Source organism: Bilophila sp. (assembly GCF_057864385.1).
This window is the reverse complement of record NZ_DBMAFI010000019.1, coordinates 26864-43328: the sequence shown is the minus strand read 5'-3', so window position 1 is coordinate 43328 and position 16465 is coordinate 26864. Positions and strand designations below refer to the sequence as shown.

Here is a 16465-nt window from a genome sequence, read left to right as displayed (position 1 = left end):
ATATATTTTCAGCATATTGCCGAGACAAAACAACCATGTGCTGTGACAGAGCCCTATTTTTCCCTGCCCGGCATCCGTTCCCGTCCTCCAACGGTTTTTTAGGGTAAAGGGATGCTGCCGCCATTCCGTATTTCCGGCGGGAGGGCCTTTGCCCTCTCCAGAGGTTGGCCATATCGGGAGAGGCGAGGCTGTGGAGGAAAGCCTTCCTGAAGGGTGGGGTTCTTCTCAACATTCTTTTTCAGGGCCCAATGGACGGCAATTTCACCTTCATCGCCGGTGATGTAAAGCGGAATATCCCGCCATTCCAATGCGTCGCGGACTTTCCGGGAAGGAAGCCGGTAAGGGTTGTACGCCCCGGCGCTGGCGATGGCCAGCTTTGGGGATACCGCGTCGTACAGGGCCGGGACACGGCTGCCTGCGGAACCGTGGTGGGGCAGGACGAGCACGTCCGCCGAAAGATCCGCGCCGCTTCGCAGCAGGGCCCGCAGGTACGGGGCTTCGGCGTCTCCGGGCAGCAAGGCGAGGCCATGCCCGTTGAGGGCAAGCCGGAACACTAGCCCGTTATTGCCCGAAGGCGTCACGCCGGGGGCCGGGGCCAGCACTTCAAGCGCCAGCCCGTCCGCAAGGGGGAGCACGTTTCCCGCCCGCAAAGTATGACGGGGAATGCCGCGCGAGGCAAGGATGGCGGCAAACGCTTCGGAGAGAGGCCGGGGCGAGCCCTGCCGCGGCGTGTCGATGCCTTCAAGCGGAGCGGTATAGGCCTTTTTTATCGCGTAATTGTCCGCGATGAACAGCAAGCCTTTAAGATGATCCCGGTCGGGATGCGTTACGGCGATGAAGTCCAGTCGGGGCAGGTTGTTGGCAGTGAGCACCGGAGAAACGATATCCCTCCCTACGTCGAAACGGTCGGAAAACAGCCCGCCGCCGTCCACCAGCGCCCGCCCTCCGCAGGGCCACTCCAGAAGGAGGGCTTGCCCCTGCCCGACATCCAGCACCCTGAGGGAAATTTTGGGTTCAAAGAAGGCATGTATCCAGAGCAGCGGCCCGACGGAAAGCAGGAGTGCGCCGGAGATCAGAAGGCGTTTCGCCGCGTGCGGGAAGTGATCCCGGTGTACGCGCATGGCCAGCGCCACGGCAGCCGCCCCGAAGCCGAGGATGGCGGTCCAATGCGGGCGCGGGGATACGAACAGATCCAGACCCGCGTGCGCCTGTAGCCAGCGCAGGCCGTACAGAAGGGCCTCGCAAGGGATGTTCGCCAGATGGAGCAGGAAAGCGGCAGCCTGTTCCAACCCGGCTGCCGCGGCGATAAGCCCAAGGAACGACAGCGGCAGGACGATGAAGCCGAGCGCCGGAAGCCAGAGCAGGTTGATCGGGAACCAGAGGGTCGAGCGCCCGAAGGCATCCAGCACGAGGGGGAGGGTGGCGAGCTGCGCGGCAACGGAACAGCCGAGGGTCAGCCAGAGAAGCCGGACGAAACGGCTCATGGCGGCACGCATGGGCGAGATCCCGCCTTGCAGGGCTTTGAGCGGCGAGAAGGAAAACGGGCCGTCGTTCCAGAGCTTGCTGAGCCACGGGGAACAAAGCGCGATGCCCGCCACCGCCGAAAAAGAGAGCTGCACGCCCAGATCGTAAAGGCACAGGGGATCGGCCAGAACCATGCAGAGCAGGGCGAGCAGGAGCACGTCGGCAAAGGTGAAGGCCGGGCGCAGGTTCCGGCGGAAGCGTTCGGGAAGCAGATCGGGCACGCAGCGCAGCAGGCAAACGATGGTGAGCATCAGGGCGGCCCGCACCAGTGAAGGCGGCGCATCGCCAAGCCATAGATAGGCGTAGGCCAGCGGCAGGCTCAGGAGCCCGATGAGGCTGTAGGCCGGGAAGCGCAGGAACAGCCCCGGCGCGAGAAGCCCTACCATCCCGGTGAGCGCCAACGCGCCCAAGCCGACGACGGCAAGATGCTGCCCGGACAGGGCAAGGCTGTGCGTCAGCCCCGCCGCGTTGATGCGTTCCATGTCCGGCGTGTTGAGCCCATAGCGATCCCCGAACAGCAAGGCCGGGATGATGGAAGAGCCGCCGTCCCGTACCTTTGAAAAGGGCCTCGTATCCGCCGGCGCTGCGGAGTGCGCCGGTGAACCGGAATGGTTCCGAACCTCCCCAATCCGTACGGCCCCAACCCGCTCAGGGGCGGACGTGTCCCCCTGTGGGGCTGAAGGCAATTCGTTCCAAGCGGCTGGGGGCGGCAGGGCCGACCGCCGGGAAGTGTTTCCGTCCGCACTGGAAGGGGAAAGCGTGCGGGGGCCGCTTTCTTCCGGCGAACCCAGCGCGGCGGCGACACGCAGGCGCAGGCGTTCCCGCAGCCCGGCTCCGGTGGAAGGCGTGCCGGATGTACGGATGGCGGCGTCATCCTGTTTGGCCCACGCCTGAAAGAACACGCCTTGGCGATGCCAGTAGTCTTCACTGTTCCACGCGCCTTGGTTGCGGAAGCCGTGAACCGGGCGGATTTTCAGGTTTGCGGTTATCCGTTGCCCCGGCAGGGGGCGGGGTACGTCGGGCATGTCCTGCCACGTCAGGGCCAACCTGCCGGGGAGCGGTTCCTTTTCGGCGGGGCCCACATCGTCCAGAATGATTTGCAGCCGCTGATCCGGCAGGCCGCGGGAACCGACGATCACGCCCTCCACGGTGACGGCCCGCCGCGAGGACAGGCTTTTTTCCAGCCATGCCGGATACTCTTGGGGGACGCGCGGAGCGGACTTCCCACCGATCCACCAGCCCGCGATGACGCACGCAGCCGCCAGCAGGCAGCAAAGGGGGCGGCGCGTTCGGCTGTCTGCCCATACGAACAGGGCGCAGGCCGTCAAAGCCGGAACCGGGAAACGGGCCGCGACGATTCCCGCGGCGAACAGCAAGACGCCGGTTTCCCAGAACAGGAGCGGCTGAAGCGGCGGGACGGGCGGCATCGGCTGTTTTGTCGGCATGGCGCAAGTTGTTTTGGGAAGGAGAAGGAAGATGGAAAAGGGGAGGTGCGTTTCTGGGGAAAGGGGCCGTTACGTTTTTCCTCCCGTTCCCAAACCTGCCGGTGCGGGGCCTTTTCAGGGTGCGCTTACCGGATTTTTCTGAAAGGCCCTGTTAGATTGCGTCGTCAATTATGTATCATTTATTGAAAGTATTAAATTATTTTCAAGTTGCAAAAAATGATCATTTTTTTTAATAATTTCAAATAATTATATGTTAAATGACGACACGGCCTAGGGCAACCGGCTGATGGGTTAGGCTGCATCACAGCAAGGGATTGGTGTTTTAGGCTCTGCCAGAGGGAAAGGTTGGTATTCTATCTTATGCAATTCAAGATGGAACTGGGGAAAATTTTTTCGTTGCCGGGAGCGCCAGCAAATGCCTTTAAAAAGTTCAATAAGGGCAGCCACTGAAAGTATATCAGTCAAATGGTACGACGACACTATAGTTTATTTTGGCTCTGTCATAGCAACATGGTTGCTTTATTTCAGCAGTATGCTGAAAATAGAGACTTTTTCTCCAATTTTTCCGCTGACGGACTCCATAATTGAAGCATCTTATTTGGTTATTCCTTTGGAATTTCAAGAAAGAAAGCATCAGCCGTTTCTTATGACACAGCCTTTATTTTTTGAAATTCCAAATAAAACCAAGTCCCTGTTATGGAATGTGATTGTTTCATCTCCACAATATGGCGAAAAAACAGCTTTTTTCCTTCAATTTTTCCGTTGGCTGACTCTCCGGCTGAGGTATTTTATCGGTTATCCCTTTGGAACTTCAAGAAATGCAGCATCAAGCATTTCCTATGATACGGCCCAAAAAACGGAGTGCCTTAGCCATATTTTTTCAAAGGAAAAAGACTTGTATAATTGTTGGATTATGCAAAATGCCAATCATGTCCTACGACAAGGTTCTTTGAAAGGGCTTCGCTGAGGAAAGGCATTTCATACGGCCCTGCCCCGTCATATTCCTTTGTGGAATGCGCCTTAAGGGGAATTTTATCGGTTATCCCTTTGGAGCTTCAAGAAATGCAGCATCAAGCATTTCTTTATGATGCAGCCCAAAAAACGGAGTGCCTTAGCCATATTTTTTCAAAGGAAAAAGACTTGTATAATTGTTGGGTTATGCAAAATGCCAATCATGTCCTACTACAAGGTTCTTTGAAAGGGCTTCGCTGAGGAAAGGCATTTCATACGGCCCTGTCCCGTCATATCCCTTTGTGGAATGCGCCTTAAGATGCATGTTAAGACGCCCGGAAGGGGGAGGGCTGGGCCCTCCCCGAAAGCGTTTTGCCTCAGCGGGCTATTTTTTCAGCGTGGCGGCGATGGCGTCGAGGGCCTGTTCCATGAGGTACGGCTGGGCCTGCGTACCCATGTGTCCGAGGCGGAAGACCTTGCCGTCCATCGGGCCGAAACTGCCGGTGCAGATCAGCCCGTGGCGGCGGAGGGCTTCTTTCCATTCCGGCCACGTAAAGCCGTCGGGGATCATGGCCGCCGTGACGGTCGGCGCGTTGACGGCGTCGGGGGCCGTCCAGAGCTTGATGCCGAGTTCGGCGAGCCCGGCCCGGCACTGGGCCGCCACCGCTTCGTGGCGGGCAAACGCGGCGTCCATGCCTTCCTTGAAGATGGCCTGCGTCCCGGCGTACAGCGCGGCCACGCCGTGCCAGTTCGGGGTGTAGGGGCAGCGCCCGTCCGTGCGCACGGTGCGGAAGGGCAGGATGGCGTCGTAGCCCTGATAGTTTACTTCCTTCATGCGTTCCCACGCGGCGTCGCTGACGCCCACCATGCTCATGCTTGGGGGGCAGCTCAGGCATTTCTGGGAACCGCCGAGCATCAGGTCGACGTTCCATTCGTCCATGTGTACGGGCGCCCCGCCGAGCCCCGCCACCGTGTCCACATAGAACAGCGGCACGCCGAGATCCTTCTTGAGCTTGCCGAGCAGCCCGATGGGGTTCAGGGTGCCGGACGGCGTCTCGCAGTGCACGGCGGTCAGCATGACCGGCTTGACGCGGCGGATAGCTTCCTCCACGGCGGCGAGGTCGCTTTCACGGATGCTGCAATCATAAGGGAGGGATACTTTTTCCACGATGCAGCCGAAGGATTCGGCCATTTCGCCGATGCCGTCCCCGAAGACGCCGGTACCGACGCTGACCACATGATCGCCGGGTTTCAGGCAGCTTTTCAGCGCGCCCCAGAGGGCGAGCATGCCTTCGCCGGTCATCAGGACGACGTCGTCCTTTGTGCCCATGAGCTTGCCGATGCTGCGGCTGGCGGCGTCGTAAAGGCACAGGAAATCGGATTCGACCTGCCCCGATCCGTAATCCCTGCCGAGGACGGCGATGACGTCTTCATGCAGGGCGACCGGGCCGGGAACCATAGGAATGGGGGCGTAACTCATGCTGGTTTCCTTTGTGTTGGCGTTTCGGCGGCGTCGGGGAGGGGCACGTTTTCAAGATCCACAAGCCGGACGTCGCTGTCCGTGATGGTCATGTTGAGGAACAGGCTGCCCGTGCGGGTGAACCGCTGCGGGTCGTCGGTGATGAAAAAGCGGATGCGCCCCGTGCGCCCGGCCTGCGGGTGGGCCAGCCCTTCATCGGCGAGGCGGCGCTTGACGACTTCAGCCGTGGTCGCCGCGGAATCCACGATATGGACTTCCGGCCCGACGACCTTGCGGATGGCGGCGGCGAGCATGGGGTAGTGCGTGCAGCCGAGCACGAGGCAGTCGGGCGCGGGCGCTTTCTTAAACAGCGGCTCAAGGTAGCGTGAAACCACGCCCTCGGCGATGGGGCCGTCGAACCAGCCTTCTTCGGCCAGCGGCACGAACAGGGGGCAGGCGAGGCTGCGGACCTGCGCTTCGGGGCGGCGGCGGAGGATGGCCTCGGCATAGGCCCCGCTGCGGATGGTGGATTCGGTGGCGATGACCGCGATGTCGCCGGAGGGCGAGGCTTCGCAGGCGGCGCGGGAACCGGGCTCGATCACGCCGATGATGGGCATGTCGGGCCATGTTTCGCGCAGGGTGGGAAGCGCGGCGGCCGTGGCCGTGTTGCAGGCGATGACCAGCAGCTTGATGCGCTGGCCGATGAGCTTGGCGGCGGCCTGAAGGGAATAGCGGACAATCGTTTTCTGGCTCTTGGCCCCGTAGGGCACGCGGGCGGTGTCTCCGAGGAACAGGTAATCCTCGCCGGGCATGAGGCGGCGCATGGCGTCAAGGACGGTCAGGCCGCCCACGCCGGAATCGAAAAGGCCAATGGGCAGTTGGCTTTGGGCGCATTGTTCCGTAGTCATCAGCATATCCTTTGCCCCATGCCGCCGTACCGGATGGGGCGTTCGCGTCCGGGGCGTCCCGCCGTCCGCGATTTCGATCGTGCGCCTTTGGGACGGGAGGCGGGGCCCATGTCAGCCTTCAAAGGGGGCCGCCGGGGTATGGCAGCCGTCCCCGTCCATGAGCCGGCATTTGCAGGCCGAGACGGGCGCGAACAGGCTGCCGAGGATGCGTTCCAACAGGATGCCTTCGCGCGAAGGCAGCCCTTGCCCGAATGTGGCCCGGATGCCGAGGGTGACGAACTGGACGGCGCGATCCAGCGCGATGGACAGGCTGTCGCCCTGAATGAGGCTGCCCGTGAGGACGCTGGAGAACGTGTCCCCCGTGCCGGGGTAGTGGGCGGGGATGTAGGCGCAGTCAATGCGCCAAAAACGGTCTTCGTTGCGTTCGTAGGCAATGACCGAGGCATTGCGTCCGGGGTCCCTGCCGCCTTCCAGCAGGGGGACGCTTGTGGCGACCACGGTTTGAGGCCCCATTGCGGACAGGCGGCGCAGCCGGCCCTTGATTTCCTCAGGGGAGATCCGGGGCGTGAACGGCTCGTCGAGGAGCAGGGCGACTTCGGTGATGTTCGGGGTGATGATGTCGGCGCAGGAGATGAGCCAGCGCATTTTTTCCACCATTTCCGGGGTCATGGTGGGATCAAGGATGCCGTTGTCCCCAAGCACCGGGTCCACGACCGCCAGCCCGCCGGGGGCAAGGCAGTTGCGGATGCACCGGGCTGCCGAATCCATCTGTTCCGGGGAGGCCATAAAGCCGGAGTACACGCCGTCGAAATGGAGGCCGAGCCTTTCCCAGTGGTCGAGGATGCCGCCCAGTTCCGGGGTGAGGTCGCACAGCGTATAGTCCGTGAATTCCACCGTGTGCGTGGAGAGCACCGCCGTGGGCATCGGGCAGACCTGTATGCCCATGCAGGAGAGGATCGGGATCGCCACCGTCAGCGAGGTGCGCCCGAACCCCGACATATCATGGATCGCGGCGATTCTGGGGACTGGGTTGCGCATAGCGAGACTCCGGGGAAAGGCTTGGACGGGGGAGGGAAACCCTTCTGGAGAAGGGGGAGCCTTCCCCCGAACCCCCTCCCTTCCCAAAGAGTCGGCCTTTTTGAGAGGGGGAGCCCCATTGTTTTTCAGGAGGCAGAAGTTTCCCATACCGGGGGCGGCAAATCAAGATCCTGAAAACGGGAGATATTCGCTTTTGCAATGGCTCTGTTCAAGTTTACGGTTGATAAAGAGAAAGGCTCTGTTATCGTTTATGGTTGTTTTATCTCCACAGTGTGGTGAAAATACAGCCTTTTTCTCCAGTTTTCCCCTTGGCGAAACCTATGGCTAAGGCATTTTGCTGGTTATTCCTTTGAAACTTCAAGGAAAAAAGCACCAACCATTTTCTAGGACACAGCCTTGCAATAAACCCCATATTCCAACTGCGTGAAATTCAAAATGAATTTTTTAAAAACTCATTGAAAGGGCGAATGCCTCAAAACGGGCAAAAACGATTTTCACCAAAAAATAAGCAGGGTGCGCCCATTTTTCAGGCAAGATACGCCATTTTTCCCCACCCTACGCGCCTGCAGGGAAAGCCGATTGCATATCGCCCGCCGGGGCGAGGATCTCCCCCACCCTACATACCTACGGGGAAAGCCGACACTGTGGCTCCCGGTATCGTACAGTGCAACCCCACCCTACATGCCTACGGGGAAAGCGGCGAACAGGGATTCGATAAGGCCGAAAGTCTTTGAAGAGGAGGGGGGAGGCTTGGAGGGGGGAGGGGAAACTTTCTACAGAAAGTTTCCCCTCCCCCCTCCAATTTCCTCTTACATCCCCACAGCTTTTTTCAGGGCCGCCACTTCGGCGGGGGTCAGCTCGCGGGCTTCGCCGGGCTTCATGACGCCGAGGCGCAAGGGGCCTTGCGCGACGCGGACAAGCCGGAGGATGGTCAGATGCAGATCGCGGCACATGCGGCGGATCTGGCGGTTCAAGCCCTGATGCAGGGTCATTTCGAGCAGTGTGCCGCGCTGCCCCGTGGGAGATTCGGCATTGCGCGAAATCCCGGACAGGTCATGAACCTGCCCCGGCAGGACGCGGATTTCCACGGGCGCGAGCTTTTCGCCTTCGGCAAGCGTCATTCCCTTGCGCATGACGTCCAAGGCGCGGTCGGACACCCCGCCCCGGATGAGCACGCGATACACGCGCGGCATGTGGTGCCGGGGATGCACGACCCGGTTGGTCAGTTCGCCGTCGTCGGTGAGCAGGACAAGCCCTTCCGAAAAAAAGTCGAGGCGCCCGGCGGGATAAAGGCGGCGGGCCTTCCACTTCGCGGGGACGAAATCGAGCACCGTGGCCCGGCCTTCGGGATCGTAGGCCGTGGACACCACGCGCACGGGCTTGTTCAGCAGCAGGTAGCAGGGGGACTGCGCAATGGGCCGGACGGGCTTGCCGTCCACTTCCAGCCTGTCGGCGCCGGGCCTGACTTGGAGGCCCGGCGAGGCGACGGGCTCGCCGTTGACGCTGACGCGCCCGGCGGCGATGAGCTCGTCGGCCCGGCGGCGGGAACAGACGCCGGCGTCCGCCAGCGCCTTGTTGATTCGTACGGTCTTTTCCATGATACTCCTAAGTGCGCGTGCGCTGGGCCGTTCCTGAAAAGCACGGCGCAGCGCCTCCCCGCAGCTCTTGGGCGCGGGCCGGGATTCTCCGCTGGCGCTTGCCGATAATGTGGGCTAGAATGCCCTTTCGTCAAGGAATATGCGAATGAGTAAAAAGAAAGAGACCAAGGAGGAACGCTCCGAGCGCCGCAGGAAAGAACTCCGGCTGGCTCTGCGGGTGTTCCGGTACTTCCTCCCTTACAAGTGGGCTATGGCCGTCGCGCTGCTGGCTTCCGGCGTCGTTTCCGCAACTACGGCAGGCACGGCATGGCTGATCAAGCCCGCGCTCGACGACATCTTCATCCGGCAGGACGGCAAGGCGCTTCTGTACGTGCCTCTGGCCTTCATCGTGCTGACGGCCCTGAAAGGCGCCGGGCGCTACCTGCAAAACTGGTGCATGCATTACAGCGCGCTGCATGTGCTGGAAACCATGCGGCAGGAATTGTTCCAGAAAATCATTACCCTGCCCCTGCATTTCTATGAGGAGTCGCAGGTGGGGGCGCTCATGTCGCGCGTCATCAACGACGTGGGTATGATCCGGCAGAGCCTGCCCGCGTTCATCCAGATCATCCGGCAGGTGATCACCATGATCAGCCTGCTGTACGTCGTATTCCAACAGAATTTCGAGCTGGCGTGCTGGGCCGTCATCGTCCTGCCCATCGCCGGGTTCCCGCTGTCGCTGTTCAGCCGGGCCCTGAGGCGGTACGGGCGCAAGAACGCCGAGGTGAACGCCAGCATCTCCAGCATGTTGCAGGAGCTGCTCAGCGGCATCCGGGTCATCAAGGCCTTCGCCACCGAAAAGCAGGAAACGGGGCGCTTCAACAAGGAAAACGCCCGGATCATCAACATCAATTTCCGCCAGTCCTGCGTGTCCGAGCTGTCGTCCCCGGTGATGGAACTCATCGGTGCCCTCGGCATCGGGCTGGTCATCTGGTACGGCGGCCGCGAGGTCATCCAGGGCGACATGACGCCGGGCACGTTCTTCGCCTTCATGGGCGCGCTTGCCATGCTGTATACGCCTTTCAAGAGCCTGAACGGTGCGAATATGAACGTGCAGAACGCCCTTGCCGGGGCCGAGCGCGTGTTCGCCATCCTCGACGATCCCGCCCTCAAGACCGAACGCGGCGGCACGCTGCCGCTGGACGAGCCTTTCCGCGAGCTGGCCTTCCGCAACGTGAGCCTGCACTACGGCGATGAGGGCACGCCCGCGCTCCGGGACGTTTCGCTTACGGTGAAGGCCGGGGAGCGCATCGCCTTCGTGGGGCCTTCCGGCGCGGGCAAGACCACGCTCGTCAACCTGATCCCCCGCTTCTATGATCCGCAGCACGGCGAAATCCTCCTGAACGGCAAGCCGATCAAGGAATATTCGCTGGCGTCCCTGCGGCGCTCGGTATCAATGGTCTCACAGGATGCCTTCCTGTTCGACACGACCATCGCCGAAAACATCGCCTATGGGCGCGACCTCTCCTCGGATCTGGATATGGAGCGCGTGCGTTCCGCAGCCGCGGCCGCCTATGCCGACGGCTTCATCAGCGAGCTGCCCGAAGGCTACGAAACGCCCATCGGGGAACGCGGCGTGCGCCTTTCCGGGGGCCAGAAGCAGCGCCTGACCATTGCCCGCGCCCTGCTCAAGGATGCGCCCCTGCTCATTCTGGACGAGGCCACCAGCGCCCTTGACTCCGAATCCGAACATATGGTTCAGAAGGCCCTCGACAACCTCATGCTCAACCGCACCAGCCTGATCATCGCGCACCGGCTTTCCACCGTTCTGGAAGCGGATCGCATCGTGGTCATGGAGTGCGGGCGCATCGTGGACATCGGGAGGCACGAGGAGCTGCTTGGGCGCTGCGAACTGTATACCCGACTGTACAACATGCAGTTCCGTACGCATGAGGACGTCTGCGTGTGTGAAACCGATATTGTGGAGTCTTGATGCCCTATTTTGGAAAATCGCTGCTTGGGGGCCTTTCCGCGCCCGTGTATTGGCTGTACCGCTTGTGGTGCCGCTCGCTGCGCTATACCGAAATCAACCGCGCCACCATCGAAAACACGGCCGATCAGGGCCGCCCCGTGGTTCTGTCGCTGTGGCATGATGAGCTCTTTCCTCTGATTTACCTGAAACGCCAGCTCAACATCATCGCGCTGGTCAGCCAGAGCGACGACGGCGATCTCCTCGCCGGGGTGCTGGAACGCATGGGCCTTGAAACCGCACGGGGCTCCAGTTCCAGGGGGGGGGTGAAGGCCCTCCTTTCCGCCGCCCACCGGATGCGCGAGTCCGGGATCTGCGGCTGCGTGACCGTGGACGGCCCGCGCGGCCCGCGCCATGAGGTCAAGGAAGGCGCGATATTCCTCGCGGCACGGGCAAATGCGCCCATCGTGCCCATCCGTCTGTTCATGGAGCGGCGTAAGGTCTTCAAAAGCTGGGATCGCTTCCAGCTTCCTTTGCCGTTCAGCCGGGTTTCGATGGTGTGCGCCGACGCCTATTACGTTGAATGCGATATCCGCGATCCCGAAGCCGTAGCGCGCGAGTGCCGCCGCCTTGAAGAAAAGCTTGAGGGGCTGAAAGCGCCCGATGTGCCGCCTTCCCCTTCTTTGCCGCACCAGGTTTCCCAAGCGTTTTCTTGGATCATGTGCCGGGTGGGGTATGGTTTCGCCCTTCTGCTCGGCAAGCTCGGCTTTTCCCGGATCCGCACGCTTGCCAAGGGGCTTGGTTCCCTGCTCTGGGTATGCCTGCCCAAGCGCCGCCGCCTCGCCACGGAGAGCATCGCCCGGCACCTTGAGGTTTCACAGGCAACGGCGGAATCGCTGGCGCGGGCCAGCTTCACGCACAACGCCCGTTCGTTCCTTGAGTCCGTCCTTGTCCCCCAGTTCGGCCTGTCCCATCCTTTGCTTGATGTGGAGCGCCCGGATCTGCTGGAGCGCCTTAAGCGTGGGGAGCGCCCTTGCGTGGCGACGACGGCACATCTTGGGGCGTGGGAGCTGTTGGCCGGCATGCTTGGGGAGGTATCCGATCATCCGCGCCTGACGGTCGTGCGGACGTACAGAAACAAGGTGATGGATTACGTCACCACGCGGCTGCGCTCCGCGCACGGGGCGGGCGTCGTCGGACACCGGGAAGCGACTTTTCCGGTACTGCGGGTACTCAGAAAGAACGGATACGCGGCGTTCCTCGCGGATCACAATACCAGCAGGAGCGAAGCGTTTTTCCTGCCGTTCCTTGGCGAGGAGGCCGCCGTCAACAAGGGGCCCGCTGTCCTCGCCGTCCGGGCCAAGGCCCTTGTCTGGCCCCTTGTTTTGATACGCGATGGGGATCGCTACCGTATGCTCATGGAAGAGCCGTTGGATACGGCTTTGCTTGAGGGCACTGCCGATGAAAAAGCGCTCATGGCCGCCACGTATTACACGGAGGCCATTGAACGCATGGTTCGCCGCGCGCCCGATCAATGGTTCTGGATGCACAACCGCTGGAAGACGAAGCGGGTTATGGACGATTGATAAGGTTGGAGGGGGCTGTTTTCAGAGACTGTGTTAAAGAAAATGGTTGATGCTTTTTTTGAAGCTCCAAAGAGATAATCGGAAAAATGCCTTAGCCGTGGAGCCCGCCAAGGGGAAAACTGGAAAAAAGGCCGTATTTTCACCTCACTGTGGAGATGAAACAACCTATAACAGAGCCAAAAATAAAGCATCAACCATTTCCTATGGCACAGCCATGCGTGAACATTGCACCAGCCAAATGCTGTGGCGGGGCCATTCTTTTCTTATTTCCAGCCTTCGGCGCGTTCCCGCAGGACTTTTTCGCCGTAGCGCTCAAACATCCCCCACGCCCACGCATGAGTCATATCCGGGGGACAGGAGACGTTCGCATCGGCGTTTTCCGCGGCTTCCCACGGGCCGCCGATACGGGCCACGAGGTTGGGGATGTCGAACCATGTGCTCCGGCTGTAGTCGATATGGATATTCAACCAGTGGCGGACGTTGGGGAGCTTCCGGCGGGGCGCTCCCTTGCGGGATACGGGATCGAGGCTGATCAGCAGATCAATGGGCGCGTCGAGCTTGCGGGCGACGAGGTTGACCGCCGCGTCCCCGCCCCAACTGTGCCCGATGAGGGCCACGGAATGGCCCTTGGAAGCGTAGAGGTTCACGATGCCGCGCATCTTGCGGCTTTCGTAGTGTTCGCGGAACCAGACATCGTGTTTGGCGCGCAGATCGGCGGGATAGCGGGCACTGACGGCATAACTGTTTCCGAGGATCTGATCGAGGAAGCCGCCGATGACCAGAACCAGAGGCCGCAGGGCCTGCGCGTCAAGGGCCGCCGCTTTTTCCATGAAAAGCTTTTCCTGCCGCCTGTCCCGGACGGCGGACATGCCGCACAGCTCCAGAAGCCGTTTGGGGTTGCGTTGAAACGTGAAGTTCATCGGCCCTTCCTTTTGGGTTGAAATCGGGCGGGCGCGCCGCCGGGCGTTTCCCGCGCGAAAAACCGGGGAGGAAACATTGCCGTTCAGCAACGCGCTCTAGGATGTCAAAGCCCAGCAGCCTTGGCAAGCGGGTGAGAGCCCCCTTTTTCCCAAGGTCGTACCACGGCAGGCGGCTGATGTTTTCTTTCTTGAAGTTCGAGAGGGATAACCGGCAATGCCTCCGTTATGGAACCCACCGGCGGAAAGCCGGGGAAAACCGCATGTTCCCCGTGCTGTGGGGAGGAGCCTCCAGAACGTATTGGTAGGCGCGAGCCCGGACAATCTTCCCCGTACTGTGAGGAATTCTTGCTTCCCGGCGCGACATCCCCGCCTGGGACAATTAAAACCATTGGGTTCCGCTTGCCGACATGCAGGGCGAGCAATTTTCCCCGTACTGCGGGGAGGAACTCCACACATCGGCCACAAGTGCGGCATGACGGCAGCCTTCCCCGTACTGTGGAGGGGAAACCCAAGCTCAGGATTGCCGGAAGCGTAATCAATGGCCTTCCCCGTGCTGTGAAGGGGGAAACGCTCCATAGCCTTATGGCAGGGCCTTCCCCAATGAAAAGCCCCTGTGCGATTTCCACACAGGGGCTTTGGAAAGGCCGCCTTTACCCCAAAACGGGGAGAGGCCGAGGAACCCCTTGAGAAGGGTTCCCTCTCTTCTTTAAGGCTTAATTGCCCTTCAACGCGAACGTCCCGTTTTCCTTCTTCACGTCAATGGCGATCTTCCAGAGTACGGAGACGATAATGCCTCCGAGGCCGTAGACGCCGAGGGCGATAAGGATTTCAGGAACCGTCGGGGTGTATTCGGTGACGGTTTCAAACATGTTGGGCACGAAGCCGCCGATGAGCAGGCCGAGGCTCTTGTCGATCCACGAGGCAATTACCAGCAGGATAAGGGCCCAAGGCAGGATCTTTTCATTGTAGCGCAGTGCCGGGGGGATCAACATGAGCAGGGACAGCGCGGCGAAGACCACCGCCGTCCACATCCAGCTGTTGATCCACGCCATATGTCCGTCATGCCCCACGAAGAGGTACAGGATGGAGTGCTGGTGTCCGGGGATGCCGCTGTAGAAAGCCGTGAAGATTTCCAGCAGGTAGAAGAACACGTTCACGCACATCGCATAAGTAATGATGGTGGACAGGGTCTTCATGGCTTCACGGCCGGGCTCGAAGCCGGTCACGCGGCGCACGACCAGCAGGAGCAGCAGCAGGATGGCCGGGCCGGAGCAGAACGCGGAGGCGAGGAAGCGGGCGGCCATGATGGCGGTGAGCCAGTAGTGGCGGCCCGGAATGCCGGCGTACAGGAAACCGGTGACGGTGTGGATGGAGAAGGCCCAGATGATGGAGATGTAGATGAGGACCTTGATCCACTTCGGCGGAGCCACGTCGTTGCGGGCGGCTTCAAGGGTGACCCAGCCGATGACGATGTTCAGGATGAGATAGCCGAACAACACGGTCATATCCCAGAACATCACGGAGTTCGGCGTGGGGTGCAGCATCACGTTGAGCATACGCTGCGGCTGCCCAAGGTCGACCACGATGAAGAGCATGCACATAATCACGGCGCCCACGGCCATGAATTCACCAAAGATGATGATCCGCTTGAACTTCTCGTAATGGTGGAAGTAGGCGGGGAGCACGAGCATCACAGCGCCCGCGGCCACGCCGACAAAGTAGGTGAACTGGGCAATGTACAGGCCCCAGGACACGTCACGGCTCATGCCGGTGAGGGCAAGGCCGATGTTCGCCTGGAAGATGTACACAATGAAGCCGAGGCCGAAGATTGCGCCAAGGAAGCAGAGCCACAGGTAGAAGCGCGGCCGGCCTTTGAGAATCAGTTCGAGCATGGCGGCCTCCTAGATGATGTAGTACACGCCGGGCTGGGTGCCCAGAGTGGGTTTGCGGCGGATGGTGAAGTTCTTCGACAGGGCCTGACGCACGGGCGAATCCGGATCGTTCAGGTCGCCGAAGATCATCGCGCCTTCGGAGGCTTCCACGCACGCGGGAAGCTTGCCCTGCGCCAGACGTTCGGTGCAGAACGTGCACTTCTCGACCACGCCGCGGGTACGCATGGGGAACTCTGGGTTCACGTCCTTCACATAGGGCTGCGGATCGCGGAAGTTGAAGCTGCGGGCACCGAACGGGCAGCCGGCCATGCAGAAACGGCAGCCGATGCAGCGGTGCGGATCCATGACCACGATGCCGTCCTCACGCTTGAAGGTGGCGGCGGTGGGGCACACACGCACGCAGGGCGGGTTTTCACAGTGGTTGCACAGCAGGAGGAAATCGCCGTGCAGGAACTTTTCGGGCATGTAGGGGTTCACGTCGTCGGGGAAGACGTGAGCGTACTTGTCCGTCCAGAGCCATTTGATGTCCTGGTTGCCGGGGATGGTGGGCACGTTGTGGGCATGGTGGCACGCGTCGATCACGCGCTGGAAGTGTTCCGGCGAGGTGAACTTGCGGGTATCGATGACCATGGCCCAGCGTTTGGCGTGCAGGGCATCAGGTTCGTTGGTGTAGCTGCCCTTGGCGGGCGCGGTGCCCGCCGGGAGGGCGCTGGCCTTGCCCCCGGCTGCGAGGGTCAGGGCGGAAGCCGTGCCCAGCGCAAAGGCGGAGAGACCGGCTATCTTCAGAAAGTCTCTTCTGCTTTTCATTAGTTGTTCCCTCTCGGCTCGACGTGGCAGGTCCAGCAATACGGATCGACGTTGTTGCTGTTGTGGCACTTGTCGCAGAAGTCGGCCTTGTTCGTATGGCAGGCCATGCACGTATCCTGAAGGCTGATGACCCACTTGCGGCCATCGGTGGCGACGTATTCGCGCTTGCCTTCACGGATGGCTTCATCACGCCAGGTGTTCAGCAGGGCCATGTGTTCGGCACGCATCCATTCCTTGGACTCGATGCACTTGTCCTTGCCTTCGCCCGTGGGCAGGGCGACTTCGGGGTAGACGTAGGTCTTGCCGCCGAGGTTCAGCCAGAAGGGCGAGGTGAACGCCGCTACGGCGATCAGGACGCCGGGGATGATGTATTTGGCATTATACATGGT

Annotated in this window: 12 protein-coding genes; 3 read left to right on the top strand and 9 right to left on the bottom strand. The window is 61.0% G+C overall.

What is annotated here, in order from left to right; genetic code table 11:
- Positions 1-98: 98 nt before the first annotated feature.
- On the bottom strand, positions 99-2969 hold the full coding sequence (locus tag ACZM8Y_RS08105) for a ComEC/Rec2 family competence protein (RefSeq protein ID WP_479859145.1): 2871 nt from the start codon (positions 2967-2969) through the stop codon (positions 99-101).
- A gap of 415 nt (positions 2970-3384) precedes the next feature.
- On the opposite strand from ACZM8Y_RS08105, the gene ACZM8Y_RS08100 reads away from it, so the two are divergent.
- Positions 3385-3936, top strand: coding sequence for a hypothetical protein (locus ACZM8Y_RS08100; RefSeq protein ID WP_482334220.1), 552 nt, complete (start codon positions 3385-3387; stop codon positions 3934-3936).
- 369 nt (positions 3937-4305) lie between these two features.
- On the opposite strand, the gene ACZM8Y_RS08095 is transcribed toward ACZM8Y_RS08100, so the two are convergent.
- The 4 genes from ACZM8Y_RS08095 to ACZM8Y_RS08080 all read right to left on the bottom strand — a co-directional run bounded on the left by ACZM8Y_RS08095 (position 4306) and on the right by ACZM8Y_RS08080 (position 8923).
- On the bottom strand, positions 4306-5400 hold the full coding sequence (locus ACZM8Y_RS08095) for a pyridoxal-phosphate-dependent aminotransferase family protein (protein ID WP_479859143.1): 1095 nt from the start codon (positions 5398-5400) through the stop codon (positions 4306-4308).
- On the bottom strand, positions 5397-6287 hold the full coding sequence (murI, locus tag ACZM8Y_RS08090) for a glutamate racemase (RefSeq protein ID WP_479859142.1): 891 nt from the start codon (positions 6285-6287) through the stop codon (positions 5397-5399). The genes ACZM8Y_RS08095 and murI overlap by 4 nt, the downstream gene beginning before the upstream one ends.
- Positions 6288-6398: 111 nt before the next feature.
- A complete protein-coding gene (locus ACZM8Y_RS08085) occupies positions 6399-7325 on the bottom strand; it encodes a pyridoxamine kinase (protein WP_302552671.1) in 927 nt (308 codons plus the stop codon).
- A gap of 809 nt (positions 7326-8134) precedes the next feature.
- Positions 8135-8923, bottom strand: a complete 789-nt coding sequence (locus tag ACZM8Y_RS08080) for a pseudouridine synthase (protein WP_479858950.1) — start codon at positions 8921-8923, stop codon at positions 8135-8137.
- 145 nt (positions 8924-9068) lie between these two features.
- On the opposite strand from ACZM8Y_RS08080, the gene ACZM8Y_RS08075 reads away from it, so the two are divergent.
- Positions 9069-10895 carry an ABC transporter ATP-binding protein gene (locus ACZM8Y_RS08075; protein ID WP_479858951.1) on the top strand — a complete coding sequence of 609 codons (1827 nt, stop codon included), beginning with the start codon at positions 9069-9071 and terminating at the stop codon, positions 10893-10895.
- Positions 10895-12457 (top strand): LpxL/LpxP family acyltransferase, encoded by a 1563-nt coding sequence (locus ACZM8Y_RS08070; protein WP_337431494.1) that lies wholly within the window; start codon positions 10895-10897, stop codon positions 12455-12457. Before ACZM8Y_RS08075 ends, ACZM8Y_RS08070 begins: the two co-directional genes overlap by 1 nt.
- A 263-nt stretch (positions 12458-12720) precedes the next feature.
- Here the strand turns inward: ACZM8Y_RS08070 and ACZM8Y_RS08065 are convergent, their stop codons facing one another.
- The 4 genes from ACZM8Y_RS08065 to dsrJ form a co-directional block, all read right to left on the bottom strand.
- Positions 12721-13377, bottom strand: coding sequence for an alpha/beta hydrolase family protein (locus ACZM8Y_RS08065; protein WP_479858953.1), 657 nt, complete (start codon positions 13375-13377; stop codon positions 12721-12723).
- A gap of 713 nt (positions 13378-14090) precedes the next feature.
- Complete coding sequence (gene dsrP, locus ACZM8Y_RS08060) at positions 14091-15269, bottom strand: sulfate reduction electron transfer complex DsrMKJOP subunit DsrP (RefSeq protein ID WP_302552676.1); 1179 nt, start codon at positions 15267-15269, stop codon at positions 14091-14093.
- 9 nt (positions 15270-15278) lie between these two features.
- Positions 15279-16076, bottom strand: coding sequence for a sulfate reduction electron transfer complex DsrMKJOP subunit DsrO (dsrO, locus tag ACZM8Y_RS08055; RefSeq protein ID WP_302552677.1), 798 nt, complete (start codon positions 16074-16076; stop codon positions 15279-15281).
- Entirely contained in the window at positions 16076-16462 is a 387-nt protein-coding gene (gene dsrJ, locus ACZM8Y_RS08050; protein ID WP_302552678.1) for a sulfate reduction electron transfer complex DsrMKJOP subunit DsrJ, read from the bottom strand. Before dsrJ ends, dsrO begins: the two co-directional genes overlap by 1 nt.
- Positions 16463-16465 lie beyond the last annotated feature (3 nt).

Excerpts from the sequence above, each read along its gene's own strand:
- ACZM8Y_RS08105 (WP_479859145.1), bottom strand. The coding sequence starts at position 2,969 with ATGCCGACAAAACAGCCGATGCCGCCCGTCCCGCCGCTTCAGCCGCTC.
- ACZM8Y_RS08070 (WP_337431494.1), top strand. The coding sequence starts at position 10,895 with ATGCCCTATTTTGGAAAATCGCTGCTTGGGGGCCTTTCCGCGCCCGTG.
- ACZM8Y_RS08080 (WP_479858950.1), bottom strand. The coding sequence starts at position 8,923 with ATGGAAAAGACCGTACGAATCAACAAGGCGCTGGCGGACGCCGGCGTC.
- ACZM8Y_RS08075 (WP_479858951.1), top strand. The coding sequence starts at position 9,069 with ATGAGTAAAAAGAAAGAGACCAAGGAGGAACGCTCCGAGCGCCGCAGG.
- dsrP (WP_302552676.1), bottom strand. The coding sequence starts at position 15,269 with ATGCTCGAACTGATTCTCAAAGGCCGGCCGCGCTTCTACCTGTGGCTC.
- dsrJ (WP_302552678.1), bottom strand. The coding sequence starts at position 16,462 with ATGTATAATGCCAAATACATCATCCCCGGCGTCCTGATCGCCGTAGCG.
- ACZM8Y_RS08095 (WP_479859143.1), bottom strand. The coding sequence starts at position 5,400 with ATGAGTTACGCCCCCATTCCTATGGTTCCCGGCCCGGTCGCCCTGCAT.
- ACZM8Y_RS08065 (WP_479858953.1), bottom strand. The coding sequence starts at position 13,377 with ATGAACTTCACGTTTCAACGCAACCCCAAACGGCTTCTGGAGCTGTGC.
- ACZM8Y_RS08100 (WP_482334220.1), top strand. The coding sequence starts at position 3,385 with ATGCCTTTAAAAAGTTCAATAAGGGCAGCCACTGAAAGTATATCAGTC.
- ACZM8Y_RS08085 (WP_302552671.1), bottom strand. The coding sequence starts at position 7,325 with ATGCGCAACCCAGTCCCCAGAATCGCCGCGATCCATGATATGTCGGGG.
- murI (WP_479859142.1), bottom strand. The coding sequence starts at position 6,287 with ATGACTACGGAACAATGCGCCCAAAGCCAACTGCCCATTGGCCTTTTC.
- dsrO (WP_302552677.1), bottom strand. The coding sequence starts at position 16,076 with ATGAAAAGCAGAAGAGACTTTCTGAAGATAGCCGGTCTCTCCGCCTTT.